The sequence below is a fragment of the Chitinophaga sp. Ak27 genome (assembly GCF_012726295.1).
Taxonomy (GTDB): Bacteria; Bacteroidota; Bacteroidia; order Chitinophagales; family Chitinophagaceae; genus Chitinophaga.
The window spans coordinates 68,908-93,272 of sequence record NZ_JABAOB010000014.1 but is presented as its reverse complement, the minus strand read 5'-3'; the positions used below and the strand labels follow the sequence as shown (position 1 = coordinate 93,272).

Here is a 24,365-nt window from a genome sequence, read left to right as displayed (position 1 = left end):
TGCATTCAAATTTTAACTCTAAAGAACCAACAAATGACGAAATATATTTATATGTTTTTTAGGGGACACGAAGTTACTTAAAAAAGCCCGGAGTATCAATATAAATTACCGGAGCGTACCAGTGCTGACTAAAAAATGATAAATTTGTAAATCGTCATGAAAAGGAATCAAACTATCAATATAGGAGCCGTAGCCAAACGCACTATTGCATTGGAAGCATCAGCTATTAATGATTTGCAGCAGTTTATAAATGCAGATTTTGAGAAAGTTGTTGAAAGGATTGCGCAATGTGAGGGGAGATTAGTAGTAACCGGGATCGGGAAAAGTGCCATTATTGCGCAGAAAATAGTAGCCACGTTAAATTCTACCGGCACCCCGGCACTTTTTATGCATGCCGCAGATGCCATTCATGGCGACCTGGGAATGATCCGGGAAGAAGATATTGTGATGTGTATCTCCAAAAGCGGTACTTCTGCCGAAATCAAAGTACTGGTGCCACTGGTGAAGAATTTTGGCAACACTTTAATTGCCATGGTGGGGAATACCAGCTCATTTTTAGCCCTGGAAGCCGATTTTATACTGAATACAACTGTTAGCCAGGAAGCCTGCCCTAATAATCTCGCACCCACTACCAGCACCACTGCACAACTGGCGATGGGAGATGCACTGGCAGTATGCCTGATAGAATGGCACGGATTTACGGCAGCTGATTTCGCAAAATTTCACCCGGGAGGAGCCCTGGGAAAAAAATTGTATCTCAAGGTGGGAGACCTTAGCAAGCTACATCTCTCCCCACAGGTACTGGAAGACAGCTCTTTACGGGAAGTAATTGTGGAAATTTCATCTAAAATGCTGGGTGTTACTGCCGTAGTAGATGAAAATGGATTACTTAAAGGTATTATTACAGATGGTGACCTGCGCAGGATGCTGGAGAAAAATGTTCCCACGGCAGCTGTTACGGCCAAAGATATAATGTCGCGACATCCGAAAATGATACAGCAGGATCAACTGGCCATCAATGCATTGGAAATGATGCGCCAGCATGATATTACCCAACTGCTGGTAATGGACGGAGCGCGATATCAAGGTATTATTCACTTACATGATTTAATCAGAGAAGGAATTATTTAGAAATGACACAGCTGAACAGCCATTTTTATGTGGCAATAATGGCAGGGGGTATTGGCAGCCGCTTCTGGCCCCATAGCCGCACAGACAACCCCAAGCAGTTCCTGGATATCCTGAACACGGGGAAAACCCTGCTCCAATGGACATATGAGCGCTTTGTCCAGTTCATTCCAAAGGAAAACATATTCGTCGTCACCCATCACCAGTATACTGGTAAAGTGGGAGAACAACTGCCGGAGCTGCCTGCTGCCAATATTGTAAGCGAACCCTCCCGCAAAAATACAGCGCCCTGTGTTGCTTACATATCCCATAAAATCCATAAACAAGACCCGCTGGCCAACATCATCTGTGCACCAGCCGATCACCTGATTATGGACGGACCAGCCTTTACCAATGCCTGCCTCAACGCCCTGCTGTTTGTACAGAAAAACAGTGCATTGCTAACGCTGGGCATCAAGCCTACCCGCCCAGATACCGGCTATGGATACATACAGTTCGAACCACAAATGGTGGCCGACAATGTATACCAGGTCAAAACATTCACAGAAAAACCTAACCTGGAACTGGCTAAAACCTTTATCCAGAGCGGTGACTTCCTCTGGAATGCCGGCATCTTCGTATGGAATGTAAAAACCATCCTGGCGGCATTTAAACAATACCTCCCGGAAATAGATGAGCTGTTTGAACAGGCCACCTATGCCCTCAATACACCGCAGGAGAAAGAAGCGATTGAACAGGTATACCCGCAGTGTACCAACATTTCTATCGACTATGGTATCATGGAAAAAGCCAGCAATGTATATGTAATCCCATCCAATTTCGGCTGGAGCGACCTGGGCACTTGGGCTTCTGCTTACGAAAACCTGGAAAAAGATTATCTCGGCAACGCCGTACAAGGCAAAAATGTAGTGGTGATCGATGCTACCAAATGCATGGTAAAAGTACCCAACGAGAAACTGGTACTGCTCCAGGGCCTCGATGAGTTCATCGTTATCGATACCAGCGATGTATTACTGATCTGCAAGAAAGACAATGAACAACAGATCAAGGAATATGTAGCGGAAATAAAACGCAATAAAGGCGAAAAATTCCTCTAAAGATTTAATGTTTTTTGGTGTTGAAATTTAGATATTTAGCGCTGGAAAAGCTCTGCGCTTTGCCACTAAATAGCTAAATTTCAATATCTAAAAAAAAGGTAATGATCTCTAAACTCCCCGACGTAGGTACTACTATATTTACCGTTATGTCGTCCCTGGCGGCCACCCACCAGGCAATTAACCTCTCCCAGGGATTTCCCGACTACGATTGCAGCGATGAATTGAAAGCGATGGTGAATGAAGCCATGCAGCAGGGACATAACCAATACGCGCCTATGCCGGGACTGATGCCGCTCAGAACCAGGATCGCTGAAAAAATAAATTGCCTTTACCAGCAATCCGTTAACCCCGACACCGAAATAACTATTACACCAGGCGGCACTTACGCTATCTTTACTGCTATTGCTACGTGTATACGTCCCGGCGATGAAGTCATCATTTTTGAACCGGCATATGACAGCTATATTCCCAATGTATTGGTAAATGGCGGCACGCCGGTGCTCATCCCGCTTTCGTTCCCAGGATACCGGATCAACTGGGATGAAGTGCGCGCCAAAGTAACACCCCGTACCAAAATGATTATGCTCAATACACCGCATAATCCAACAGGAAGCATTTTACAGGAAAACGATATCCGGGAACTGGAAAAGTTAGTGGAGGAGTTTAACCTGCTGGTGTTATCAGACGAAGTATATGAGCACCTGATTTTCGATGGTGCACAGCACCATAGCATATTACGTTATCCGGCTATTTACCGTAACAGCTTTGTCACTTTTTCTTTTGGGAAAGTATTTCATAATACCGGTTGGAAAATGGGCTACTGCGTAGCGCCGGAGCACCTGATGAAAGAGTACCGTAAAGTACATCAATACCTATGTTTTTCTGTGAATACCCCCATGCAATATGGCCTGGCCAGGTTCCTGGAAACACCGTCCCATTACCTCGAACTGCCTGCATTTTACCAGCAAAAACGGGATTATTTCCTGGAGCTCATGAAAGATACCCGTTTTACTCCACTATCCAGCGAGGGCAGCTATTTTCAGCTGATGAAATATGATCGTATTTCCGATGAGGGAGATAAAGAATTTGCCGTCCGCATGACCAAAGATTTTGGCGTAGCTGTAATTCCGGTATCTGCCTTTTACCGCGATGGAAAAGATGATCATGTCATCCGATTCTGCTTTGCGAAGAAGCAGGCAACCCTGGAGCAAGCCGCGGCCAGGCTGCGGCTTATATAGCAAAAGGAGGCAATTAATAACTGTTGGAACAAGTGCCTTTAAATAAAATGTTCCAACGGGTTATTAATGCCTCCTCTACTCATGAAAAAGCAAACTTATTCCCCTTTATAAAAACAAAGTTGTTAAACCGCTACCGCCGACTCGGCTGGTTTGTTGCTTTCCAGGATCAGCGTATGGTCCATGAAGCGTACCAGGCCTGTTTCTACATCATATACCGCTCCTATAATACCGATTTCCCCTTTTTGCAGCATATCACGCAGAATATTGCTTTGTTCTACGATGGCTTGTACAGAGCGTTCTACATGAATATTGTTAACGGCTTCTACAAACGCGCTGTTATGGGAATGGCGATCTGTTTTAATTGTTTTTTCTGCGAAAACAGCGGGTGAAATTTTGTTCAGCAGTCCGGTCAGGTTGCCCAGTTCTACCGCATCGCAGGCTCCTTTAATAGCGCCGCATTTGGTATGTCCAAGTACTACGATGAACTTGGAACCGGCTATTTTACAGGCATATTCCAGGCTTCCCAGCACATTGTCAGAAATAACAGCGCCGGCTAAACGAATACTGAAGATGTCGCCCAGGCCCTGGTCAAAGATTAGCTCTGCCGAAGTTCGGGAGTCCATGCAGCTAACAATAGCCGCCATAGGCCATTGTCCATCGCTGGTGTCATTTACCATTTGCAGAAGGTTGCGATTAAAGCGAAGATTGTCTACAAAGCGGTTATTACCGGCCTGCAGCAGTTCTAAAGCTTTCCTGGGAGATATATTTGCCTGGGATATTTTATTGAGTGTTTTCATGATTGTCATTTTTAAAATTTGAAAAATGAACGGAAAAAAGCATGGTGTTCCGTTTACGATTCCCTAATAATTGAGACGCATGGCCTACGTCCTAATTTAACTGTAACTGTTTCAGTAATTCTTTATGGTTGCCGGAAGAAATAGTATGTACAGATGAGGAGCTAAGCTCCGTCTGTTCTTCCTCCGAGAGGTCGGGCGTATTTTGTATGTTATACACCGGCTTAAACCCCGTTAATATCACTTTGATATTTTTTTGTGGCGCTTTAATATCCTTAAACTCACGGATGGTTTGCAATACATCAAAATCGATGTACGCTGTTTTATGCGCATCTATCACCAGCGTGATATTTTCTGGCATATGATCCAGGGTAAGCAGGATGCTGGCTTTATTCAAGAAAGAAACCTCCTGCGCCAGTTCCAGCCGGATGCTATCGCCGGTATGGTATTTTTCTTTGCGGAAATAGTAAGAGCTTTTCATATTACCGCGTAAAATAGCCAGTACACTTACCGCCATACCTAATGCAATACCGACGAGCAGATCGGTAAATACGATAGCGACTACTGTTACCACAAAAGGCACCCATTGGTATTTACCGTTTTTAAACATCTCTTTGAAGATGGAAATCTTACAGAGTTTATAGCCGGTTACGAGCAATACAGCGGCCAGGGTAGCTAATGGGATCTTGTTCAGCAACACGGGGATCAGGGCCGTACAGCTCAGGAGCAATGCACCATGCACCATGGTGGCCATCTTCGTTTTGCCACCTGCGTTGATGTTAGCGCTGGAGCGGACAATTACGGAAGTAATGGGCAATCCACCGATTAAGCCACTCACTATGTTACCGATACCCTGGGCTTTCAGTTCCCGGTTAGGAGGGGTGTAGCGTTTCAGGGGATCGAGTTTGTCGGTGGCTTCCACGTTCAGCAAGGTTTCCACAGAAGCTACGATAGCAATGGTGACTGCGGTGATCCATACTTCTTTATTAGTAATAGCGCTGAAGTTAGGCATGGTGAACTGGTGAATGAAATCACTGAAGCTATTGGCAACCGGTAAGCTTACCAGGTGCTTAGATCCCAGTGCCAGCAGCTCACTGCCGGAAAATGCCATATTGAGCAATATACCGGTAACTACTGCTACCAGCGGCGCTGGCACGATGTTAAGTTTCGGGATCTTGTTCCAGTACAGAATAATGAAAATGGAAACAATGGTTATAATGGTTGCGCCGATACTGATGTGATTTACAGCAGATAATAAGGCACTAAAGGTGTTATCCCCATCTACCTGGAAAAAAGTGAAATCGCCTTCTGTATTGGCATCGTAGCCAAATGCATGCGGTAATTGTTTCAGGATGATGATGATACCGATGGCAGTGAGCATACCGGTGATGACGTTGGAAGGAAAGTAGTTGGCTACTGTTCCCGCTTTCACCAGGCCCAGCACTAATTGCAGGGCGCCGGCTATCACTACGCTCAGCAGAAATATATCGAAGGCGCCGAGTTTGGTAATGGCTACCAGTACTACGGCGGTAAGACCAGCAGCAGGGCCGCTTACGCTCAATTGAGAGCCACTGAAAAAGCCAATAACCAGGCCACCGATGATACCGGAAATCATACCGGCAAACAAGGGGGCGCCAGAGGCCAGGGCGATACCCAAACACAGAGGCACAGCAATGAGGAAAACAACAAGGCCGGCAGAAAAGTCGCCTTTTATATTGGAGAATAAGGATGTTTGCTTGTTCATAAAATAAGCTTTTCCGTTGAAGGATCGCGTTTCCGGATAGCAGCTATCCGCTGCAACCGTGGAAACGACTTTGCTCGTATAGTGATACCATCAGGAACGCTGTTCGGATATCTCCATAGCGGAGACACGATGCCCTGGCAGTAATCGGTGAATAAAAAAATGAATAATAAAGACAGCCGTTGTGAAACAACAGCAAGGGAAGTTTATGCTATGTGCACATTTGGAGGAGGCGCGTGTATTTCCTGGGCAGGGTTGCTCGGAATATCTTCCATTAATTGATAGTGTATAACATCCAACACCAATTGTGTATTAAACTGTAGTTCGTCAAATTGCTTACAGAATTTAAGATCCTTGGCAATTTTAACGTGGTCACCACCAGCATCTACCGGGTGTTCTTCCACAATCTGGTTATTAAACAGCAGCTTTCCTACTTCCTTGATTGGAAGGAGTTGAGACACCATAAGTGCCAACAGGAATATGCCGATAATTTTCTTCATGTGTATGTTACGCTTGTACAAATGTAATTGAGGGAGACCATAAATACTTACATAGGGTAATTAAAATAATGTTAAAGGATTTTAACAATAGCATCCATTTTGTCCGAAAGTGCCGTCTATAATTATTTATGACCGTTTATCACTTTTGAAATATATTCTGAGAAGCAGCTTTTTCTGTTGAAATGACCGCTGGTATTGCTTTTCTAATCATTTTTCAGGTATCGTGGAAAGCAAAATAACTTGCTTTCTATGGTATTGTGTATTGCATAGTAGTAAATAATTCCTATTTTTGTATTGTAAAGTTGAAAAATAGCTATCACAACTGATCACAAAACCAACATTAAAAAACTAAAGCTCACTTGCCATGAATATAGATAACACACAGTCGCAGATGAGGAAAGGAGTGCTGGAGTTTTGCATCTTATCCGTTATTAAGCAAGGAGAAGCTTACCCTTCAGATATCATAGAGAAGATGAAAGAAGCGAAGCTGGATATCCTGGAGGGCACACTTTATCCTTTACTAACGAGATTAAAAAATGCGGAATTACTCACCTATCGTTGGGTAGAAAGCAGCTCCGGTCCCCCAAGAAAATATTTTTCCATGACTGAAAAGGGGGAAACCTTTTATAAAGAATTGGAAAGTACCTGGAACGAACTGGCCAACGCTGTTCATGAATTAACCAAAACCAATAGCACACCGCTGTAAGCAGCTTACCTAAAACCTAAAACAACTAGTAATGAAAAAGATAATCAATATAAATCTTTCAGGCCGCCTTATCCCCATTGAGGATAGTGCGTATGAGCTACTTAATCAGTACCTCGGCAGCCTGAAGAAATATTTTTCAAAAGAGGAGGGCGGTGATGAAATTGTTTCTGACATTGAAAGCCGCATTGCTGAAGTGTTCCAGGACTTATTGAAGAAAGGGGCTCATTGCATTACCGACGCCGATGTAATGGCTATCAAAGCCTCTATGGGTACGCCAGAGCAGTTTGACGACGCCACCGGTGACGGTACCCAGCAACAACAACAGAAAGATGATGCCTTCGACTTTACTCCCCGCCCACGTAAACGCCTGTACCGCGATCCGGACAATAAGGTATTGAGCGGTGTATGTAGCGGTTTAGGCGCCTATTTCAACGTAGACCCGGTTATTTTCCGTATCATATTTGCCTTGCTGGCTATCGGTGGTTTTGGCTCCGGTGTACTCGTATACTTTATCCTCTGGATTGCCACCCCATCTGCCGACACAGCTGCTGAAAAGCTGGAAATGCGGGGGGAGCGTGTAGACCTCAACAGCATCAAATCTACCATCCAGGATGAACTGAATCACATGAAGGGTCAGATGAAAAATGTAGGAGATGATATCCGAAATTTTTCGCAGGGCCGCGGAAAGCAAGTAGGTAGCGATATTGAACGCTTCTTTGTGAAACTGGCCAATATACTGGGTACTGTATTGGTGGCTGTTACCAAAGGCTTCTTTTATTTCTTTGCTGTAGTGATGCTGATCTGCCTCATCGTGGTAGGAATAGCCATTGCAGTATCTTCCGCGGCCCTTTTCCCCATCAAGAACCTGTTACTTTCTGCTCCGGCACAAACCTTCTTAATATGGCCGGCCATCGGATTGTTGATAGGTATTCCCATAGTAGCGCTGGTTATTTTCATCATCCGTAAACTTACCGGTGTAAAAGAAACAAACCGCTATGCCGGATATACGCTCACTTTCCTGTGGTTGCTGGGACTGGCTTTTGCCGCCATTGTAGCTACTTCGCTGGTGAAAGACTTCAGAAGAACGGCTACCGAAACAGAACTGGTGTCTATTCAACAGCCCAGTAAAGGAAAGCTGATCCTGAAAAGATCACCAGGTATCTTAACAGATAACGACAGGGCCGAAATGAGCTTTTTTGATGATAACATCCTCATCGCGGACGATACAGTGGTGATCAACGACATCCACATTCGTGTCGAAAAGAGTCTGAATGATAGCTTTGCGGTGGAAGTATCCCGGTTTTCCCGGGGCCGGAATGTGCAACAGGCCAAAGAGCTGGCGCATGACATCGCCTTTCAGCTTAATCAGAAAGACTCCCTGATTTATCTGCCGGATGGTTTCTCCCTGGCTCCTCATTCTAAATACCGCGGACAACGGCTCACACTGACCATAAAAGTTCCGGTAGGAAAGAATATCGAAATAGATCATGAAGTTTCCCGTAACTATTCGATAAGCAGATATGGCCGTGGTGATGATTGGGATGATGACGATGAAGACGCAGTACCGCTCAACCTGAAAATGACACCTGATGGTGCTGATGATCAGAATGCGCCAAAAACAGAAACGGAGAAAACGGAGTCATCAGACAAACCGGGAAAAGACGAAAAGAAGGATACTACCCAGATTTATCGTTATAAAGGTCCCTCAGCTGAAAATGCCGTAAAAGCAGTTAAAAATACAACGATCCTCAAGGGAAGCATGTCTTTCCTAGCCGATGCGCTGATACGCATACATAGTATTTAGTAAGCATAATCAGTTAACAACAAGTAAAGTGTAGCGAGAACGACCGCCGGTTTTCGTTACACTTTTTTTATGCGGTTTACCTTTTGAGATTTTCCCGATCGGATCATTCAACAGCCTGATTAATGTTTAACTTTGCATATTCAGCACATAATATTAAATAATAGGATAAGATAAGGAATGCAGGCTCCCATAAACATCGCGCTGGTAGGTAATCCGAATAGTGGTAAAAGTTCCCTTTTTAATGCGCTCACTGGTCTGAATCAGAAAGTGGGTAATTTTCCGGGAGTAACCGTAGATAAGAAAACCGGGATGGCACAGATAGTACCTGGTCTCACGGCCAATATTATTGATTTGCCGGGTACCTATAGTCTGTATCCTAAGAGCGCCGATGAATATGTTACCTATGATGTACTGATTAATCAGAATAACGCTGATATTCCCCGCCTGGTGATTATCGTGGCAGATGCCTCCAACCTGAAACGTAACCTTCTCTTTTGTTCCCAGATCATAGATCTTAAAACACCTGTAATCATTGCTCTAACGATGATGGATATTGCGCGCAAGAAAGGAGTGGAAATAGATATTGACGGCCTGGAAAGGGAGTTGGGTGTACCGGTAGTGGCTATCAACCCCCGTAAAAATAAAGGGGTTACCGAGATAAAGAAAGTAATAGACCTGGCTATCCGTTCTCAATACAGCACACCGCCCCGGGACTTTATCAACAACACTGCCCTGGCGAAAGAGGTGATTGAAGAAGTAAAACGGGTGGTACCCTGTAAAAGTGATTATGGCGCATTGCATATTGCCACAAATGTGGAAGATTTGCCATTTTTAAATGAAACCCAACGGCAAGCAATCAAAAAATCCCTGCAGGCACACCAGTTTAATAAAACCAAGATGCAGGCGGAGGAGATCATGCAACGTTATGCCCGTATCAAACATATCATGAAAGCTTCCGTAGTGGAAACGGATCCACTACAGAAGCAGCTCCGTTCAGAAAAGATAGACGACTTATTGTTGCATCGTTTCTGGGGATACGCCATTTTGCTGGTAGTGATGTTTCTCTTATTCCAGAGCATTTTCTGGTTGGCCTCTTACCCGATGAGCTGGATCGAAAATGGATTTGGCGCCCTGAGCGGCTGGTTAAGCAGCAGTTTGCCCGATAATAAAGTAACCGACTTTTTCATCAATGGTATTTTAGCTGGGATCAGTGGGTTTGCTGTATTTGTGCCCCAAATCATGATCCTGTTTGGGCTTATCACCATCCTGGAAGATACCGGCTACATGGCCCGCATCAGTTTTCTGACCGACAGGCTAATGCGACAGGTTGGCCTGAATGGGAAATCTGTAATGCCACTCATTAGTGGCGTGGCTTGTGCCGTACCCGCCATTATGGCTACCCGCACCATCGAAAACAGGAAGGAGCGATTAATTACTATTATGGTAACGCCACTGATGAGCTGCTCTGCCAGGTTGCCTATTTACACCATGATGATTGCCCTGGTGATTCCCGATAAACGTTTTGGTATATTGGGGCTGCAAGGATTGGTGATGATGGGGTTATACCTGTTGGGCTTTTTCATGGCTATCACCATTGCTGCGTTAATGAAGTTGTTCGTACGGATTAAAGAGAAAAGCTATTTCATTATGGAGCTGCCGGTATATCGTTCCCCGCGCTGGGCGAATGTAGGTACTACCATGGTGGAAAAAGCAAAAATATTTGTGAAAGATGCCGGTAAAGTTATCGTGGTGATATCAGTGATCCTCTGGTTCCTGGCCTCCTATGGTCCTGCCAGCAAGCGTGAGCCGGTACATCAGAAATATGAACCGCTGTTAGCCCAGGTGGCGCCAGGCTCTCCACAGGCGGCGGAATTAAATAAGGAATACCAGTCTGCCAAGCTATCTACTTCCTATGCCGGTGTGTTGGGACATGCTATTGAACCGGCTATTCGCCCGCTGGGTTTTGACTGGAAAATTGGTATCGCACTGATTACCTCTTTCGCCGCCCGTGAAGTATTTGTAGGTACCATGGCGACCCTATATAGTGTGGGGGAAGACCCGGATAACAACAATGCTACCCTGCGTGAAAAGTTATCTTCCGCTCAAAGGCCCGACGGAAGCCCCGTGTATACCCTGGCCGCCGGTTTGTCGCTAATGATTTTCTATGCATTTGCCATGCAGTGCATGAGTACAATGGCCATTGTTAAACGTGAAACTAAATCATGGAAGTTCCCAGCCATACAGCTGCTCTATATGACAGGACTGGCGTATATCTGCAGTTATATCATCTTTCATATCTTCAGATAATATCTTGTACATTGCAGGTATAGTCAAACCATTAATGCAATGTTTATGAAATGGCTTTATTACAGTTTTTGTTTGTTACCAGTGCTTCCTGCAGTAGCGCAAATCAAGGTAGATTCTTCTCAATTGATGAAAGATGTCCGGGCCCTTTCGTCCGACAAGTTTGAAGGCCGCAAGGCTGGGACCCGGGGAAGCCGTCTGGCCCAATTTTACATTATTGACCGTTTCAAACAAATCGGGATTACGCCCTACCACGACACTTACGAATACGCTTTCTATTTCCAGGAAGGCGAAAAAAAAGTGATGGGCACTAACCTGTACGGCTATATTCCGGGAAAACTAAGTACTGTAATGGTTATTTCTGCCCACTATGATCATTTGGGAATGAAGTTTGACCCCGCTACTCAGGATACTGTATACAATGGCGCGGATGATAATGCCTCCGGTATAGGCGGATTATTGGCCATTGCTGCCTATTTTAAAAAACACCCTCCCCGTTATACGCTCGTTTTTGCTGCTTTTGATGGAGAAGAAGAAGGGCTACAGGGTGCCAAGGCCTTTGTGGCGCAGCCACCCGTACCATTAACACAAATTCGGCAGAACATTAATATGGATATGATCGCCCACAATGATAAAAATGAGTTGTATGTGTGTGGCACTACCCAGTATCCCGATCTTAAAAAATATATCGATGATATCGCTGCTGGTAGCAGTGTACAACTGCTTGCCGGGCATGATAAACCGGGAACCGGTATGGATGACTGGACCGGACAGAGTGATCAGTATGAATTCTTTAAGCAGAAAATTCCTTTCCTGTACTTTGGTGTGGAGGACCATCCCGACTATCACCGGCTAACAGATGAGTATACACGAATTAATCACTCTTTTTATTACCGTGCGGTACAAACCATACTGGGCGTAGTAAAGAAGATGGACAGTGATATGCCGGAGAATAAATATAGCGGTGCAAAAAAGATGTAAAACGAAAAGGGCTCGCCAAAATGGCGAGCCCTTTTCGTTTTACAGTTCAACATTTATTGTTTAATAGTTTGTATCATTCCTTTGAAGTGGGTGGCGGCCAACCGGTTAGCGGGAGTGCGGACCATTTCGCTGCTAACTACCCTTGCAGTGCGTCCCAGGGAGGACACCGGTACCCCCATATCAACCAGGGAGGCCCGCAGCAGCGGATCGTTTAAATTGCCCCAATCTGTTGTATAATCGTCAAGCACGGATACCTGTACAGGCAAACCGCTGAAGTAATCACCTTCCCCGGCAGAATTTTTTGTCTGGAAGTTGACGGCATACATATCGTAGTTTCCGAAGGTGATATTGATAAATCCAACCGGTTTACCATAGGTAGTGCTACCAACCAGTTTGGTGGTCATTACAGGTTTTAGCACGTTATACAATAATTCGCTGGCAGATACCGTATTACCAGTTACTAGGAAGTTTAACTTATCCAGTGCCAGGGCGCCATCTTTCTGAAATTTGGCCGTTTTATAGGTAGTAGCCTCGCTATAGAAAATATCACTCCAGTTAGCAGTTGGGAACCAGGGAGCTGCTTTCATATTGGTGAAGTAGCGGCTATACTTGTTGCTATACACATTGCTGTTGAAATACTGGGAATACATTTCTGTATTTGTTTTGGTGGCTGGTACCAGTTTGTTGGCCAGGTATTCGGCCGTTTCAATCAATCCGCCACCATTGTAACGCAGGTCGATGATCACCTGTTTTACGCCGGCTGTTGCAAATGCACCAAAGATGGAGTCGATCTGGGTTTTTACATCAGCCAGGGCCACGAAGTTGTTGAATACAAAATAGCCAATTTTATTGCCGTTGAAGTTGAACAGATGCGAGTATAAAATGGGATTGAGCTTATAGTCGGTTGCTGTTAACACATTTTCCTGGGTGCTGCCATCAGGTTTGCGGAAGCCAAAGGTATTGCTACCGCCGCCACCGAGGGCATTGTTCAATAAATCGTTGGTAGCCTGGTCAGACTTGAATGAGGTAACCCCATTTACTGCGGTGAGCTGCCAGCCACGTTTAATCCCGGCTTTATCTGCCGGTGAGCCGGGGTATACATATACAACCCTTAGTTCTGTGGTGGTCTGGAAGCCCACTTCGAAACCTACATCGCCTACTACTCCCTGTTGCAGGGCACGGGATGTACCCCCGTTATCAAGGAAGCTGTATCGGTCCAGCGGTTGGTTATTACTGCTTTTCTTATACAACATCAGGGCTTTAAACATATCCCCGGTGGTGGAAAAACTGTTGGGTTTGAAGGTAGCGCTATCCGGCAAGGCATCGTTCCAGAGGTAAATGTCTTTAGCGATAAAAAAGATGCTGTCATTGATACTGGCGCCCGTACTCGTATTATTTCCGGGTTGGCGATCAGGCGGGGGATTGTTGCTTTTTTTACAGGCAGGCAGCAAAAAAAGCAGGAAAAGTCCGGTTACCAGTGATTTGTAGAGATAATTTGATTGCATGTATCGGTTTTTATACTGTATAACTAGTATGGCTAAACGTTGGCAAAAACGCTATTATTATTCTATGGGGGTGAAGTTAATGCCTTCAATGCCCAACTCTTCCGGGAGTACGCCATTATTTTTTAATCCGATATTCACTTTATCCCTCCACCGTATTTGTGCTGCGGGATTTAATCCGTGGTCGGTTTCCTCATCGAATTTATATTGGAGGCGGTTCATTTCCCGGAATGACTGAAGGTACTGATATTGTATGATACTATCGTAGTCATCGCGATTAAGGGCTGTTTGCCGGAGTTTTTGTTTAAACCGTTCCACTACCAGCCGGGTGATGTCAAAATGCAATTGTTCGTGGGCCAGGGTATAGCTGTTTTTGGCGTCGGGGCGTACCCAGGAAGCACTTTTGATGAAGAATACCTGCAGGCGGAGTACGATCCGCAGGGTATCGTGTACCAGGTTACTGCTGCCATCGTAGGCGAAGCTGGTATAGGCTACCGCCGCGCTGGGGCCGGCGGGCGAAGGCTGGGCCAGGAAATCGTCCCATTGCAATCGTCTCTCCGGATCATAAAAAAGGGTGTCAGAACCGCAGGAAGGAGGTGTACGCACGTCTTCAAAACTCAGTTCTATGACCGTATAGTGGGGATCCGCCTCTTTGCCGGCATGCGGGTGTTTATGCCCATGAGGCAGCAACAGTAAACACAGTATAGTGGCAGTAGATAACATCAGTAAAACCAGATGTTGTTAAAATTACTGCAATGGATAAAAATCTGTTCCATTGCGGAAAAATTTGGCGATTCTATAACATTTAGCCCCATTTTTTAGACAATCATTTCCCACCAAACCGGGCTTTTTTCCGTAAATTACTTTCGACCAAAACAATCGCACTATGTACGGCGGTGGATATATATTTGATGAACCCAACAAGAAACAGTTGCGGGAAGAAGAGCAGCATGATGAGCCCGAAAAACTCGCTGCTTTCGAAGAACGTATTGCCAGAGGAGAAAAGATAGAATCTGGTGACTGGATGCCGGCAGAGTATCGCAGACAGTTAATACGTTTGATAGAACAGCATGCACACTCAGAAGTTATCGGTGCATTACCGGAAGGCACCTGGATTACCCGGGCGCCGGGGTTTAAGCGCAAGCTAGCGCTAATAGCCAAAGTACAGGATGAAATCGGCCATGGACAGCTATTGTATAACGCGGCGGAAACACTGGGGAAATCCAGGGAAGCCATGATCAACGATCTGTTGAGCGGCAAATCCAAATATTCCAATGTATTTAATTACCCTGCCGAAACATGGGCAGATGTGGCCGTTATAGGTTTCCTGATCGATGCGGCGGCTATTGTAAACCAGGTTGCCAATGCAAAAGGGTCCTACGGTCCGTATTGCAGGGCACTGGAACGTATTTGTTATGAAGAGAGTTTTCATTTGAAACAGGGCCATGATGCTTTTATTGAACTGGCTACTGGTACGCTGGCGCAGCGGGAGATGCTGCAAGACGCTCTGAACCGCTGGTGGCAGCCAATTATGCATTTCTTTGGCCCACCCGATAAAGTATCCAGTCACAGTGAAAAGCTCATGCAATGGAAAGTGAAAATGGCTAGCAACGATGATATGCGTAACCAGTTCCTCGATGCTTATGTACCCAAAATATGGGAGCTGGGACTTACATTGCCTGATCCGGCATTGCGTAAAAATGAGGCTACCGGTCGCTGGGAATATACAGACCCAGACTGGGACGAGTTTTTCCGCGTCATCAATGGCGGCGGTCCTTGTAACGCCGAGCGTTTGCAAGTGCGTAAATGGGCAGAAGAGCATGGGCGTTGGGTACGCCAGGCACTCATGCAGCCGGCTGAAAGAAAGGCTTTCCCGGTAGCTTAATTTTTTCGATTAACAACTATTCAGCAATTACATGTCGAACGAATCTTTAGATCCCCGCGTAAACAGGTTGAAACTGGGAGAAGCGGGTGAAGTTGTGAAAGTGGCGGAAGGGGAGAATTGGAACATATATGAAGTATTTCACCAGGAAAAAAGAGGCGCACATCATGAACACGTGGGGTGCGTACATGCCCCAGATTCACAGCTGGCATTGGTATTTGCCAAAGAACAATTTGGCCGCCGTAAAAAGTGCGTGAACCTATGGGTAGTGAAAAGTGCAGATATCCTGGCTTTTGATGTAGAAGATGAAGATATGTTTGCCAACAACCTGGAGAAGACCTATCGCGATGCGAGCGGATTTAAGGTGATGGAAAAGATCAATAAATTCAAACAATCCAAATGAGCTATAACGCAGCATTAACGGACCTGATCATTAAAATGGCAGACGATGAACTGATACAGGGACATCGTAATTCCGAATGGACCGGATTAGGGCCTGTAATGGAAGAAGACATAGCCTTTTCTTCCATGGCGCAGGATAAAATAGGGCATGCATGGGCATTGTACCGCATTTTGCACGAAAACCTGGAAGGAAAAGATCCTGATACGTTTGCTTTTCACCGGCCGGAGAAGGATTTCAAATGCAGCCACCTCGTAGAAATGCCCAATGAAGAATATGGGTTTAGCCTGATGCGGCATTTTTTATTTGATCATGCAGAAGCTATCCGGTACGAAAGCCTGTTAGATAGCAGTTTTGAGCCGTTCCGGATACTCAGCAAAAAGGTAAAAGGAGAATTGAAATATCATACGCTGCATGCCAATGCCTGGATCACGCAGTTAAGCCAGGCGGGGGAAGACAGCTACCAGCGGATGCAGGCGGCATTGAATAATACCGTAGCCCTGGCAGCGGGTATTTTTGAGGCTTCTCCCGAATATGAAGATACGCTTGTAACTGAACGGGTATATCCTGGTGAAGCAATCCTGTATCAGCGCTGGTTGGACCGGATTTATCCAATACTGGTAAAAGCCTCGCTTAATTTACCCGACCCAAAAACCATTACACCTGCCTATGGTGGCCGGCAGGGCATTCATACACCCTATCTGCAACCATTATTAAAAGAAATGGGCGAGGTATTTAACCTGGATGCGGAGGCCAGCTGGTAAGTCATGTCACAAACAATTACGATAGCGTCGGTATATGAAGCGCTGGAACACGTGATGGATCCGGAAATACCGGTGTTGAGTGTGATAGATCTGGGTATGATTACCGGCGTAGATCTGGGAGAAGGGGAGGTACATGTTAAAATGATTCCCACTTTTGCAGCCTGCCCGGCAGTAAGTTATATTCAGCAACGAATAAAAACAGTATTAGAGCAGGAACTAGGCATAGCCGTCACCGTAACCGTGGATAAGGAGGCGCACTGGCAGAGTAACCGGATGACATCGGCCGCCAAAGAAAAGCTGCAGCACTTTGGCATAGCCCCCCCCCAGGTGCTCGCGGGGGAAATGCATGCCGAAATATTACTGGCGGTGCCCTGTCCGCATTGTGGCAGTAAGGAAACCTATTTACGTTCCCCATTTGGCTCAACGCTTTGCAGAGCTATTCATTTTTGTAAGTCCTGTGGACAGGTATTTGAGCAGTTTAAGCCGTTGGAATAAGCTGATTGTCATGTTCCCGCATTAAATACCTATTTTTACACGCATTATTGATGTCGCCATTGGCAACTTATACGATGAAACATGAGAATAGGCTTGTATTTTGGGTCTTTTAATCCTATACACACGGGGCATTTGATCATTGCCAATTACGTTGCTTACAATACAGATCTTGATAAAGTATGGTTGGTGGTTTCTCCGCATAATCCACTAAAACCCCAGTCTGCCTTGCTCAACGAGCATGACCGTTTTCACCTGGTAGAGCTGGCCATCAAAGACGAGGTTCGTTTAAGGGCAAGCAATATTGAATTTTCTTTACCCCGACCTTCTTATACTGTAGACACCCTCATTTACCTGGAGGAGAAGTTTCCCACCCAGGAATTTGCTATTATTATGGGGAGCGATAGTTTCCAGAATTTACCCCGCTGGAAAAACTATGAGCAGATCATAAAAAATTATCCCATCTACGTATATCGCCGGCCGGGACATGAAATAGGTGACACCTTTGGAGCTACTATTGAAATACTGGATGCACCCATGTTGGACATTTCCGCTACAGATATCCGGAAATGGATTAAGGAGGGGAAATCAGTACGCTATATGGTGCCGGATCCGGTGATCAATTACATTGCGGATAACAATTATTATCGCTAAGGCCCGGGCTCAAGAGGTGTTTGCGGTTTGTCGCGCCTTTTCACCACAAACTCATTGCTGTATATTTCCAGCAATAAAATGAACATGGAAATCAGTAACGGGCCGAAGATCAGGCCAATGAAGCCAAACAGGCTTACTCCCACAATAACGCCTATGATGGTAATCAGGGGGTGAACATCCGCAATTTTTTTTGCCAGCATCATACGGGCTATATTATCGGAAGTACCCACCACGCCAAACCCGTAAATGAGGATCGCCACGCCTTGCCAGGCGTCACCGGTGGCCAGTAAATAGACTCCCATCGGAACATATACGGCAGCAGCACCCACCACTGGCAGCATGGCAGTGAAGCAGGTGACTACAAACCAGAAAAAGGGTTGGGGAATGCCAAAAATGAGGTAGCCTATCAACGACACAATTCCCTGTACTATGGCAATTAAAGGGATACCTACCGCATTGGCAATAACCAGTGTGTTGAACTCTTTACCCAGTCTGTCTACGTTTTTATCTTTGAGGGGAATGTATTCGTACAGGGTTTCCTCCATTTTCCGGCCATTTACCAACATGAAGAACAGGATAAAGTACATTAAGGCGATGGTGGTGAGGGTATTGAAAGTAGCACCCAGGAAGCCTGGCAGGATGGCCGTAATGCGTTCCTGCAGTTTCTGCAATCGTTCTGTGGTCAATACGCCCATGCCGAGGTGCTCTTCTACTTTGCTGTTGGCCTGTTTGAGGGCATTCATCAAGTCGGCGGTGTGATTGGCAGCATAGGCCACCTTGGCAGTCAGAAGATTTATCAACAGTCCCACGGGGAGCAGGATAACCAGGAACGACAGTATGAGTATGACTGTAGCGGCCAGGCTCATTCTCCATTTCCTTTCCTCCACCAGGCGAAACATCCACTTCCGGCAGATTACATATAATGTAACCGCACCCAGGAAGCCAGGGAAAAAAGTATACATTTCCTTAAACAGGAGAATTCCCAGGAAGAGAATCAATAACAGAAATCCAATTTGTTTAATACGGTCATTGTCAAAATAGCTCATAGTACATCATATCGTGTGAGGTAGTGGTATGTCAAAAAGCAGACCGTTGGTCTGGCATAAGCTCCTGTCAACAGTAAACAAAATCTGCGGGCACTTGTTCTTATTGCGGAGGTTTAACATGGAAGTTATACAAAATTGTCATTTATGGAATAATGTTTGTTGAACCTCTGTTACCCAAAAAGAAAACCTAATTTATAACATCTTTAAAACCTTAGTTATGAGTAACAGTTCAAAAGCCGTGGTTTCATTTATCGTGGGCGCAGCAGTAGGTGTAGCAGTGGGATATTTCCTGAATTCAGACAAAAAAGATGAATTAGTAGAAAAGCTGAAAGATCAGTCTGAAAAGCTGAAAGAAAAATGGAGAAAAAGAAAAGACCAGTTTCATGATGAGTTAGAAAACGAGTTGGCATAATTCCATTGAGTAAATTCATTTGCATGGAAGATAATTTCGGCAACTACTTTAACCAAACGGGAAAAGTAGCCAGGGAATACCTGGAAACCAGACTGGACCTGATTAAGCTCCAGGCAGCAGGAAAGTTATCGAAAGCTTTGGGGTTGTTTTTCTCCATCACGATGGCTTTCCTGCTGTTCTTTTTTGTGATTGTATTCCTGGGTATGGTGGTAGGCTTCTGGATCGGAGAGATGACAGGCAGCTTTACCATTGGTTTTAGCTGTGCGGCGGGGCTATTTGTGTTATTATTCCTGGTGATCCTGTTGTTCCGCAAGCAGCTGATACAGCGGCCCCTGGCCAAACTGCTGATTGCGGAGCTGGTAGACGAGATTACTGACCGGGATGCGGAAAGTGATCATATTCATGCCAAACGGGAGCGGTCATCCGCCAGGAAAGAAGAGACCGTTGATGATAAGCCGGAAGACCTGGGCTATGTACCTGACGACGAAGCTACAGAAAACACAATGCGGGATAAACCATGATAAAAATTTACACATGCGTAAAAAGATAGACAGCTTCGAAACACTGGAGCTGGAAATTGAGCGTTTAAAGCGGCGTTCCAAACAGCTGGAGTATGAGTTGGGGGACCGGGTAGATTATTTCAAGGATAATTATAAGAAGATGGCATTAAATGCAGTCATCCCCGGTAGCGCAAGACATAGCGGTGCCCTGAACGTAGCCATGAATGTGGCTAAGATGGCGTGGGGAAGCGGTAAATTTAAGAATTTTGCTACCGGGGCATTGATGACGGCATTGGAATTCATTGGTGTGCAGCTGGGGATTAACCTGTTTAATAAGGTCACCAAAGCACGGAAAAAGAAGAAAGAACCAGTGGCAGAATAGGTTATTTTTTGCCGTAGGCAACAACAACTATATCTGCATTGTCGCTACCAGGGCCTTTATGGAATTGTCCGCCCTTTTCCAGCATAAAAGATGCGGTAAAAGCAACGGTCACTATTTTTCCCCCAGCATCCGGCCTGAAAGAAGGTAATGCTTTAATAACACGCTTTACTTCTTCTCCCATTGTTTTATCCGGGGCTATCAGTACTTCGGCGTCCTCAATAGTACCATCCGCTAAAATTGTGTACTGTGCCATCACCTCGCCTACGATGTCATTTTCCTGGCAATAGCGTGGATAACGGATATTTTTTGAAAGCGCTTTTTTATATGCCTCTTCTCCTCCCGGAAAGCGCTTAAGATAAGTGGAATCTGTAGTAATACCCTTTGCCGGGCCACTACTTTCCTTCAGCGCGCGGGCTAGTAAGCTTTTAGGGGTATGTTTAAAAGGCACTGGCCCAATACCGCTTTCCTCTGGTCCCAGATAAAAATAGAAATTAGGAATAGGGCGTTCTTCTGTGATTTCATCTGACAAACCGCTACGCTTGTCTTTTACATCGAACTTGATACTGATAATTTCACCTGACGCGTTGCGTTTCAGCACGGGGACCGAAAGGTGGATATCTTTCGCTGCCAATGCCGCTTTCATGTCGGCCAGATCCTGATCGGTTGTTAACCGGGTGATTATACCATGTACAACACCATTTTCGGTGACCAAGTACTTATCGGCGCCCGATTGTGTGATCATATTGGTGGTGGTAGCGGATAAAAGGCCGGCTGTAAGCGCCAGTACCGGCAGCAACAACAGGTACCGCCAGGTACGCAGGCGGGGTGATTGGGTTTTGTTCATCATAAGTATTCTGTTTTTAATGAATGACTTGCTGAAATGGCTGACAATGGCCACAGGTGTGCGCGGGGTTCCAATCCGCAATAAGCTGTACTGGTAGTCTGCCGGTGCCTGGGAGCTGGTAACTACCGCATCGTCGGCGAGGAATTCAAGATTCAGTTGCAATGCTTTTTTACATAGCCAGGCAAACGGATTAATCCAGAACAGGCAGCAGTAGAAAGCCGACAATAACATATCTATCGAGTGGTATTGTTTTACATGGGTCTCCTCGTGTTGCAGGATATGTTTAAACTCCGTATGCTCGTACGCGTTATAATCAATGAAAATGGTATTCAGGAATGAAAAGGGTGCAGTGAGTTTTTCTATATGTACATACCGGATGCGATTGCTGTAATATATGTCTCCGGACTTGGCTAAGCGATTGATTTTCAGTAATTGGAGACAATGTGTGATAACCAGGCAAAGGGCAACAGTAGCGTATATTACCAATAGAATAGTGGTGCCGTATACCAGCAGGGGATCCCACCAATGTGTAACTACAACGCTCGTCTGTGCAGCCGCGTTAGGCAGGTGATCCGCAAAATATACTTGTGCGTTGCCCGGTTCGGGAGCAGCTGTTTTGTTCCAATGTATAGCAGGTATCGGCAGCAGTGGGAGCAGGGCTGAAAAAATAAATGCACTGAGCAATAATATCCTGTTGTAACGGTAAAAGGTTTCCTTCCTGAAACAGGAAATATAAAGGAGATAGAAAAGCGCCATGGCTCCTGATGCTTGCAGGAGGTATAAAAACAGGGTAGGCATATGCGTTATTTTTTATCTTTCTCAATCATTTTTACCAGTTCCTTCATCTCTTCGGGGCTGATTTTCTCTTCCTTGGCAAAATAGGCCAGCATGTTGAGGTAGGAGTTATCGAAAAAAGTGTTGAGTACCTTTTTCATGAAGGTTTGCTTATAGTTTTCCTTACCTATAATGGGATAGTATTCATAGGAGCCGCCGTATTCGGTGTGGGCGAGATACCCCTTTTCTTCCAGTCGCTTCATGAGGGTGGCGATGGTATTGTAATGTGGTTTGGGATCGGGAAGATGTTCGATGGCATCTTTTACAAAGGCCTTTTCCAGGTCCCATATTACCTGCATCAACTCTTCTTCTTTACGTGATAGCTTTTTCATATCACCAAGCTAATACTATTTTTGTAGTTTAAAAACTATTTTTGTAGTTATTAAACGAAAAACGTAGTAATTGACTGATAATCAGCGGGAAGAATTTTTTAATCGCCGGGTATTATCCCCAAACTTTAGTGCCTTCGCTACAGTTGGCGCAGATGTCTATATTTTTGCGGGTTTCGAGGATCTGGCTACGGAAACGGATATATTCTTTGTTGTGCCAGAGGGCTTTGAAGGATTCTTTTTTCAGGTTGCCGAGGCGATGTTGCGCGTCTTTATCGAAGCAGCAGGGTACCACGAGGCCATCCCAGGTAACCACGGGCGAATGCCAGAGGCGCCAGCAATGATTGCCCAGTTTATTTTTAATAGCATAGGTCCCATCCTCATTACGGTGGTAGCGGGAGTATTTATCGATAGTAGGAATGAGGCGGTTGCCTTCTTCATAGTCATATACCTGGGCGGTTTTAAATCTCACCTGGTCTACTCCTATTTCTTTAGCCAACCGCTTAATATCTTCAATCTGGTGTTCATTGGGCTTTACTACCAGGAACTGGAAAAAGACGAAAGGCTTGGATGAATTCAGCTCTTTTTTCCATTTTACAATGTTTTTGGCGCCCTGGATCACTTTATCCAGGTGGCCTCCTACGCGGTATTGCGTATATACATCCTGGGTAGTACCATCTATAGAGATGATTAACCTGTCGAGTCCACTTTCTACGGTTTTCTTTGCGTTTGCATCTGTGAGGTAGTGGGCATTGGTAGAAGTGGCGGTATAAATGCCTTTGGAAGAAGCATATTTTACCATGTCCAGGAAACCTGGATTCAGGTAAGGTTCTCCCTGGAAATAAAAAATCAGGTATAGAAGTTCTTTTGAAATTTCATCGATCGTTTTCCTGAAGAAATCCTGTTCCAGCATACCGGTAGGGCGGGTAAAGGCTCTGAGGCCGCTGGGGCATTCCGGGCAACGGAGGTTGCAGGAAGTGGTTGGTTCAAAGGACATGGAAATAGGATATCCCCATTGAACGGGCTTGCCTGTCCACTTACTTACAAAATAACTTCCCAGCACCTTGCCAGCATTCAAACCGCGGCGCAGCGTGAATTTAGAAAACAAATTGAGGGTATCCTTCAGGTTAAAATCGGGCATAAAAATTCACTTGACCGTTGTAAAAGTAGCGTCTTTAAACAAATTATAGCCTATACTTGCTGTAAAAAATAAGGACGTCAGTAATTTATGACAAGGCCCTTACCCAATTACCCTGCAACTAACCGAAGCAAAGTGAAACGCATATTGATCAGAATATCCCCGGCGATAGTAGTAATAGCAGCCGTGGCGGCTTATATATGGTGGCATCAGCGTGAAAACCGAATCACCTTTGTACGGTATGAAGAATTTGGCATTGATATTCCCGAAAACTATAAAATACACGGCATAGACGTATCTAAGTTCCAAAAAGATATCAACTGGCAGGCAGTTAAGCAGATGCAGGTGAAGAAAGTTCGTATATCCTTTGCCTTTATTAAGGCAACGGAAGGCATTACCCGGCAGGATGCATCGTTTCGTCAGAACTGGGAGAAGGCCGGGAAAGCCGGACTGGTAAGGGGTGCCTATCACTTTTTTTATGCCACCCGCGACCCTTTAAAACAAGCAATCAATTTTCATAATGTAGCCGACCTTCAATCGGGCGATCTGCCACCGGTACTGGATATTGAAACCAGTAATAACCAGCCGGCGGCGGTGATTCGCAGTACCGCAAAGATCTGGCTGGAAGAAATGGAGAAAGTATATAAGGTAAAGCCTATTATTTATACCAATATTCATTTTTATGAAACCTACCTGGGCACTGAATTTGACCGCTACCCGTTGTGGCTTGCCCATTATTACCAGAAAGAACGTCCCAGATCCGACAGGGCCTGGTTGTTTTGGCAACATAGTGACATAGGCCGGGTAAACGGGATCCGTACTACGGTAGATTTTAATGTATTTAAAGGAGATAGTACCGACCTGGCCAAACTCTGCATACCTTAGTAATATTG

At 45.2% G+C, this 24,365-nt stretch carries 25 protein-coding genes; 16 read left to right on the top strand and 9 right to left on the bottom strand.

Features of this window, described 5'->3' with window-relative positions; genetic code table 11:
• Positions 1-156 precede the first annotated feature (156 nt).
• The 3 genes from HGH90_RS31060 to HGH90_RS31050 all read left to right on the top strand — a co-directional run bounded on the left by HGH90_RS31060 (position 157) and on the right by HGH90_RS31050 (position 3,463).
• Complete coding sequence (locus HGH90_RS31060) at positions 157-1,131, top strand: SIS domain-containing protein (protein WP_169192755.1); 975 nt, start codon at positions 157-159, stop codon at positions 1,129-1,131.
• A 2-nt stretch (positions 1,132-1,133) separates the two neighbouring features.
• On the top strand, positions 1,134-2,225 hold the full coding sequence (locus tag HGH90_RS31055; protein WP_168764985.1) for a mannose-1-phosphate guanylyltransferase: 1,092 nt from the start codon (positions 1,134-1,136) through the stop codon (positions 2,223-2,225).
• Positions 2,226-2,326: 101 nt separating this feature from the next.
• On the top strand, positions 2,327-3,463 hold the full coding sequence (locus HGH90_RS31050; protein WP_168764986.1) for a methionine aminotransferase: 1,137 nt from the start codon (positions 2,327-2,329) through the stop codon (positions 3,461-3,463).
• Positions 3,464-3,585: 122 nt separating this feature from the next.
• Here HGH90_RS31050 and HGH90_RS31045 read toward each other — a convergent pair whose 3' ends face one another.
• The 3 genes from HGH90_RS31045 to HGH90_RS31035 form a co-directional block, all read right to left on the bottom strand.
• Positions 3,586-4,260 (bottom strand): carbonic anhydrase family protein, encoded by a 675-nt coding sequence (locus HGH90_RS31045; RefSeq protein ID WP_168764987.1) that lies wholly within the window; start codon positions 4,258-4,260, stop codon positions 3,586-3,588.
• A gap of 91 nt (positions 4,261-4,351) precedes the next feature.
• Positions 4,352-6,001, bottom strand: a complete 1,650-nt coding sequence (locus HGH90_RS31040) for a SulP family inorganic anion transporter (RefSeq protein WP_168764988.1) — start codon at positions 5,999-6,001, stop codon at positions 4,352-4,354.
• A 203-nt stretch (positions 6,002-6,204) separates the two neighbouring features.
• Positions 6,205-6,498, bottom strand: a complete 294-nt coding sequence (locus HGH90_RS31035; RefSeq protein ID WP_168764989.1) for a hypothetical protein — start codon at positions 6,496-6,498, stop codon at positions 6,205-6,207.
• A 364-nt stretch (positions 6,499-6,862) separates the two neighbouring features.
• Here HGH90_RS31035 and HGH90_RS31030 point away from each other — a divergent pair, with 364 nt between their 5' ends.
• The 4 genes from HGH90_RS31030 (at position 6,863) to HGH90_RS31015 (ending at position 12,293) form a co-directional block, all read left to right on the top strand.
• Entirely contained in the window at positions 6,863-7,204 is a 342-nt protein-coding gene (locus HGH90_RS31030) for a PadR family transcriptional regulator (protein WP_168738278.1), read from the top strand.
• Between the two features lie 31 nt (positions 7,205-7,235).
• Positions 7,236-9,008: a PspC domain-containing protein gene (locus tag HGH90_RS31025; protein WP_168764990.1), complete on the top strand. Its 1,773-nt coding sequence runs from the start codon at positions 7,236-7,238 to the stop codon at positions 9,006-9,008.
• A gap of 177 nt (positions 9,009-9,185) precedes the next feature.
• Positions 9,186-11,315: a ferrous iron transport protein B gene (gene feoB / locus HGH90_RS31020; RefSeq protein WP_169192754.1), complete on the top strand. Its 2,130-nt coding sequence runs from the start codon at positions 9,186-9,188 to the stop codon at positions 11,313-11,315.
• Positions 11,316-11,360: 45 nt separating this feature from the next.
• Positions 11,361-12,293: a M28 family peptidase gene (locus tag HGH90_RS31015; protein ID WP_168764992.1), complete on the top strand. Its 933-nt coding sequence runs from the start codon at positions 11,361-11,363 to the stop codon at positions 12,291-12,293.
• Between the two features lie 53 nt (positions 12,294-12,346).
• On the opposite strand, the gene HGH90_RS31010 is transcribed toward HGH90_RS31015, so the two are convergent.
• Complete coding sequence (locus HGH90_RS31010) at positions 12,347-13,798, bottom strand: S41 family peptidase (RefSeq protein ID WP_168764993.1); 1,452 nt, start codon at positions 13,796-13,798, stop codon at positions 12,347-12,349.
• A 57-nt stretch (positions 13,799-13,855) separates the two neighbouring features.
• Positions 13,856-14,518: a hypothetical protein gene (locus HGH90_RS31005; protein ID WP_168764994.1), complete on the bottom strand. Its 663-nt coding sequence runs from the start codon at positions 14,516-14,518 to the stop codon at positions 13,856-13,858.
• A gap of 163 nt (positions 14,519-14,681) precedes the next feature.
• Here HGH90_RS31005 and paaA point away from each other — a divergent pair, with 163 nt between their 5' ends.
• From paaA to nadD, 5 genes are all read left to right on the top strand, one after another.
• The gene (gene paaA, locus HGH90_RS31000; RefSeq protein ID WP_169192753.1) at positions 14,682-15,680 is read left to right on the top strand and encodes a 1,2-phenylacetyl-CoA epoxidase subunit PaaA; all 999 of its coding nucleotides are present in this window, start codon (positions 14,682-14,684) and stop codon (positions 15,678-15,680) included.
• Positions 15,681-15,711: 31 nt separating this feature from the next.
• Positions 15,712-16,080, top strand: coding sequence for a 1,2-phenylacetyl-CoA epoxidase subunit B (locus HGH90_RS30995; RefSeq protein WP_168764996.1), 369 nt, complete (start codon positions 15,712-15,714; stop codon positions 16,078-16,080).
• Entirely contained in the window at positions 16,077-16,841 is a 765-nt protein-coding gene (paaC, locus tag HGH90_RS30990; protein ID WP_168764997.1) for a 1,2-phenylacetyl-CoA epoxidase subunit PaaC, read from the top strand. Before HGH90_RS30995 ends, paaC begins: the two co-directional genes overlap by 4 nt.
• 3 nt (positions 16,842-16,844) lie before the next feature.
• Positions 16,845-17,336: a 1,2-phenylacetyl-CoA epoxidase subunit PaaD gene (gene paaD / locus HGH90_RS30985; RefSeq protein WP_168764998.1), complete on the top strand. Its 492-nt coding sequence runs from the start codon at positions 16,845-16,847 to the stop codon at positions 17,334-17,336.
• 81 nt (positions 17,337-17,417) lie between these two features.
• The gene (nadD, locus tag HGH90_RS30980; protein WP_168764999.1) at positions 17,418-17,987 is read left to right on the top strand and encodes a nicotinate (nicotinamide) nucleotide adenylyltransferase; all 570 of its coding nucleotides are present in this window, start codon (positions 17,418-17,420) and stop codon (positions 17,985-17,987) included.
• Here nadD and HGH90_RS30975 read toward each other — a convergent pair.
• Positions 17,984-19,033, bottom strand: coding sequence for an AI-2E family transporter (locus HGH90_RS30975; protein WP_168765000.1), 1,050 nt, complete (start codon positions 19,031-19,033; stop codon positions 17,984-17,986). The two genes, nadD and HGH90_RS30975, sit on opposite strands and share 4 nt — an antisense overlap.
• 217 nt (positions 19,034-19,250) lie before the next feature.
• Here HGH90_RS30975 and HGH90_RS30970 point away from each other — a divergent pair, with 217 nt between their 5' ends.
• The 3 genes from HGH90_RS30970 to HGH90_RS30960 are packed head-to-tail and all read left to right on the top strand — an operon-like array spanning position 19,251 to position 20,327.
• Complete coding sequence (locus HGH90_RS30970; RefSeq protein ID WP_168765001.1) at positions 19,251-19,445, top strand: YtxH domain-containing protein; 195 nt, start codon at positions 19,251-19,253, stop codon at positions 19,443-19,445.
• Between the two features lie 23 nt (positions 19,446-19,468).
• Entirely contained in the window at positions 19,469-19,966 is a 498-nt protein-coding gene (locus HGH90_RS30965) for a hypothetical protein (RefSeq protein ID WP_169192752.1), read from the top strand.
• Between the two features lie 13 nt (positions 19,967-19,979).
• Positions 19,980-20,327 (top strand): hypothetical protein, encoded by a 348-nt coding sequence (locus HGH90_RS30960; protein ID WP_168765003.1) that lies wholly within the window; start codon positions 19,980-19,982, stop codon positions 20,325-20,327.
• Between the two features lies 1 nt (position 20,328).
• Here the strand turns inward: HGH90_RS30960 and HGH90_RS30955 are convergent, their stop codons facing one another.
• The 3 genes from HGH90_RS30955 to HGH90_RS30945 form a co-directional block, all read right to left on the bottom strand.
• A complete protein-coding gene (locus HGH90_RS30955; RefSeq protein ID WP_169192751.1) occupies positions 20,329-21,969 on the bottom strand; it encodes a M56 family metallopeptidase in 1,641 nt (546 codons plus the stop codon).
• A 5-nt stretch (positions 21,970-21,974) separates the two neighbouring features.
• On the bottom strand, positions 21,975-22,337 hold the full coding sequence (locus HGH90_RS30950) for a BlaI/MecI/CopY family transcriptional regulator (RefSeq protein WP_168765005.1): 363 nt from the start codon (positions 22,335-22,337) through the stop codon (positions 21,975-21,977).
• A 112-nt stretch (positions 22,338-22,449) separates the two neighbouring features.
• On the bottom strand, positions 22,450-23,475 hold the full coding sequence (locus tag HGH90_RS30945; protein ID WP_168738262.1) for an SPASM domain-containing protein: 1,026 nt from the start codon (positions 23,473-23,475) through the stop codon (positions 22,450-22,452).
• Between the two features lie 132 nt (positions 23,476-23,607).
• On the opposite strand from HGH90_RS30945, the gene HGH90_RS30940 reads away from it, so the two are divergent.
• A complete protein-coding gene (locus tag HGH90_RS30940; RefSeq protein WP_317166197.1) occupies positions 23,608-24,357 on the top strand; it encodes a glycoside hydrolase family 25 protein in 750 nt (249 codons plus the stop codon).
• The last annotated feature ends 8 nt before the right edge of the window (positions 24,358-24,365 follow it).

What these genes read in the sequence shown, in the direction of transcription:
- HGH90_RS30960 (WP_168765003.1), top strand. Translation starts at nt 19,980, where the DNA reads ATGCGTAAAAAGATAGACAGCTTCGAAACACTGGAGCTGGAAATTGAG.
- HGH90_RS30945 (WP_168738262.1), bottom strand. Translation starts at nt 23,475, where the DNA reads ATGCCCGATTTTAACCTGAAGGATACCCTCAATTTGTTTTCTAAATTC.
- HGH90_RS31035 (WP_168764989.1), bottom strand. Translation starts at nt 6,498, where the DNA reads ATGAAGAAAATTATCGGCATATTCCTGTTGGCACTTATGGTGTCTCAA.
- HGH90_RS31010 (WP_168764993.1), bottom strand. Translation starts at nt 13,798, where the DNA reads ATGCAATCAAATTATCTCTACAAATCACTGGTAACCGGACTTTTCCTG.
- paaD (WP_168764998.1), top strand. Translation starts at nt 16,845, where the DNA reads ATGTCACAAACAATTACGATAGCGTCGGTATATGAAGCGCTGGAACAC.
- HGH90_RS30975 (WP_168765000.1), bottom strand. Translation starts at nt 19,033, where the DNA reads ATGAGCTATTTTGACAATGACCGTATTAAACAAATTGGATTTCTGTTA.
- HGH90_RS31005 (WP_168764994.1), bottom strand. Translation starts at nt 14,518, where the DNA reads ATGTTATCTACTGCCACTATACTGTGTTTACTGTTGCTGCCTCATGGG.
- HGH90_RS30955 (WP_169192751.1), bottom strand. Translation starts at nt 21,969, where the DNA reads ATGCCTACCCTGTTTTTATACCTCCTGCAAGCATCAGGAGCCATGGCG.
- HGH90_RS30965 (WP_169192752.1), top strand. Translation starts at nt 19,469, where the DNA reads ATGGAAGATAATTTCGGCAACTACTTTAACCAAACGGGAAAAGTAGCC.
- paaC (WP_168764997.1), top strand. Translation starts at nt 16,077, where the DNA reads ATGAGCTATAACGCAGCATTAACGGACCTGATCATTAAAATGGCAGAC.
- HGH90_RS31050 (WP_168764986.1), top strand. Translation starts at nt 2,327, where the DNA reads ATGATCTCTAAACTCCCCGACGTAGGTACTACTATATTTACCGTTATG.
- HGH90_RS31055 (WP_168764985.1), top strand. Translation starts at nt 1,134, where the DNA reads ATGACACAGCTGAACAGCCATTTTTATGTGGCAATAATGGCAGGGGGT.
- feoB (WP_169192754.1), top strand. Translation starts at nt 9,186, where the DNA reads ATGCAGGCTCCCATAAACATCGCGCTGGTAGGTAATCCGAATAGTGGT.
- HGH90_RS31060 (WP_169192755.1), top strand. Translation starts at nt 157, where the DNA reads ATGAAAAGGAATCAAACTATCAATATAGGAGCCGTAGCCAAACGCACT.
- HGH90_RS31040 (WP_168764988.1), bottom strand. Translation starts at nt 6,001, where the DNA reads ATGAACAAGCAAACATCCTTATTCTCCAATATAAAAGGCGACTTTTCT.
- HGH90_RS30995 (WP_168764996.1), top strand. Translation starts at nt 15,712, where the DNA reads ATGTCGAACGAATCTTTAGATCCCCGCGTAAACAGGTTGAAACTGGGA.
- HGH90_RS31030 (WP_168738278.1), top strand. Translation starts at nt 6,863, where the DNA reads ATGAATATAGATAACACACAGTCGCAGATGAGGAAAGGAGTGCTGGAG.
- HGH90_RS30970 (WP_168765001.1), top strand. Translation starts at nt 19,251, where the DNA reads ATGAGTAACAGTTCAAAAGCCGTGGTTTCATTTATCGTGGGCGCAGCA.
- nadD (WP_168764999.1), top strand. Translation starts at nt 17,418, where the DNA reads ATGAGAATAGGCTTGTATTTTGGGTCTTTTAATCCTATACACACGGGG.
- HGH90_RS31025 (WP_168764990.1), top strand. Translation starts at nt 7,236, where the DNA reads ATGAAAAAGATAATCAATATAAATCTTTCAGGCCGCCTTATCCCCATT.
- paaA (WP_169192753.1), top strand. Translation starts at nt 14,682, where the DNA reads ATGTACGGCGGTGGATATATATTTGATGAACCCAACAAGAAACAGTTG.
- HGH90_RS30950 (WP_168765005.1), bottom strand. Translation starts at nt 22,337, where the DNA reads ATGAAAAAGCTATCACGTAAAGAAGAAGAGTTGATGCAGGTAATATGG.
- HGH90_RS31015 (WP_168764992.1), top strand. Translation starts at nt 11,361, where the DNA reads ATGAAATGGCTTTATTACAGTTTTTGTTTGTTACCAGTGCTTCCTGCA.
- HGH90_RS31045 (WP_168764987.1), bottom strand. Translation starts at nt 4,260, where the DNA reads ATGAAAACACTCAATAAAATATCCCAGGCAAATATATCTCCCAGGAAA.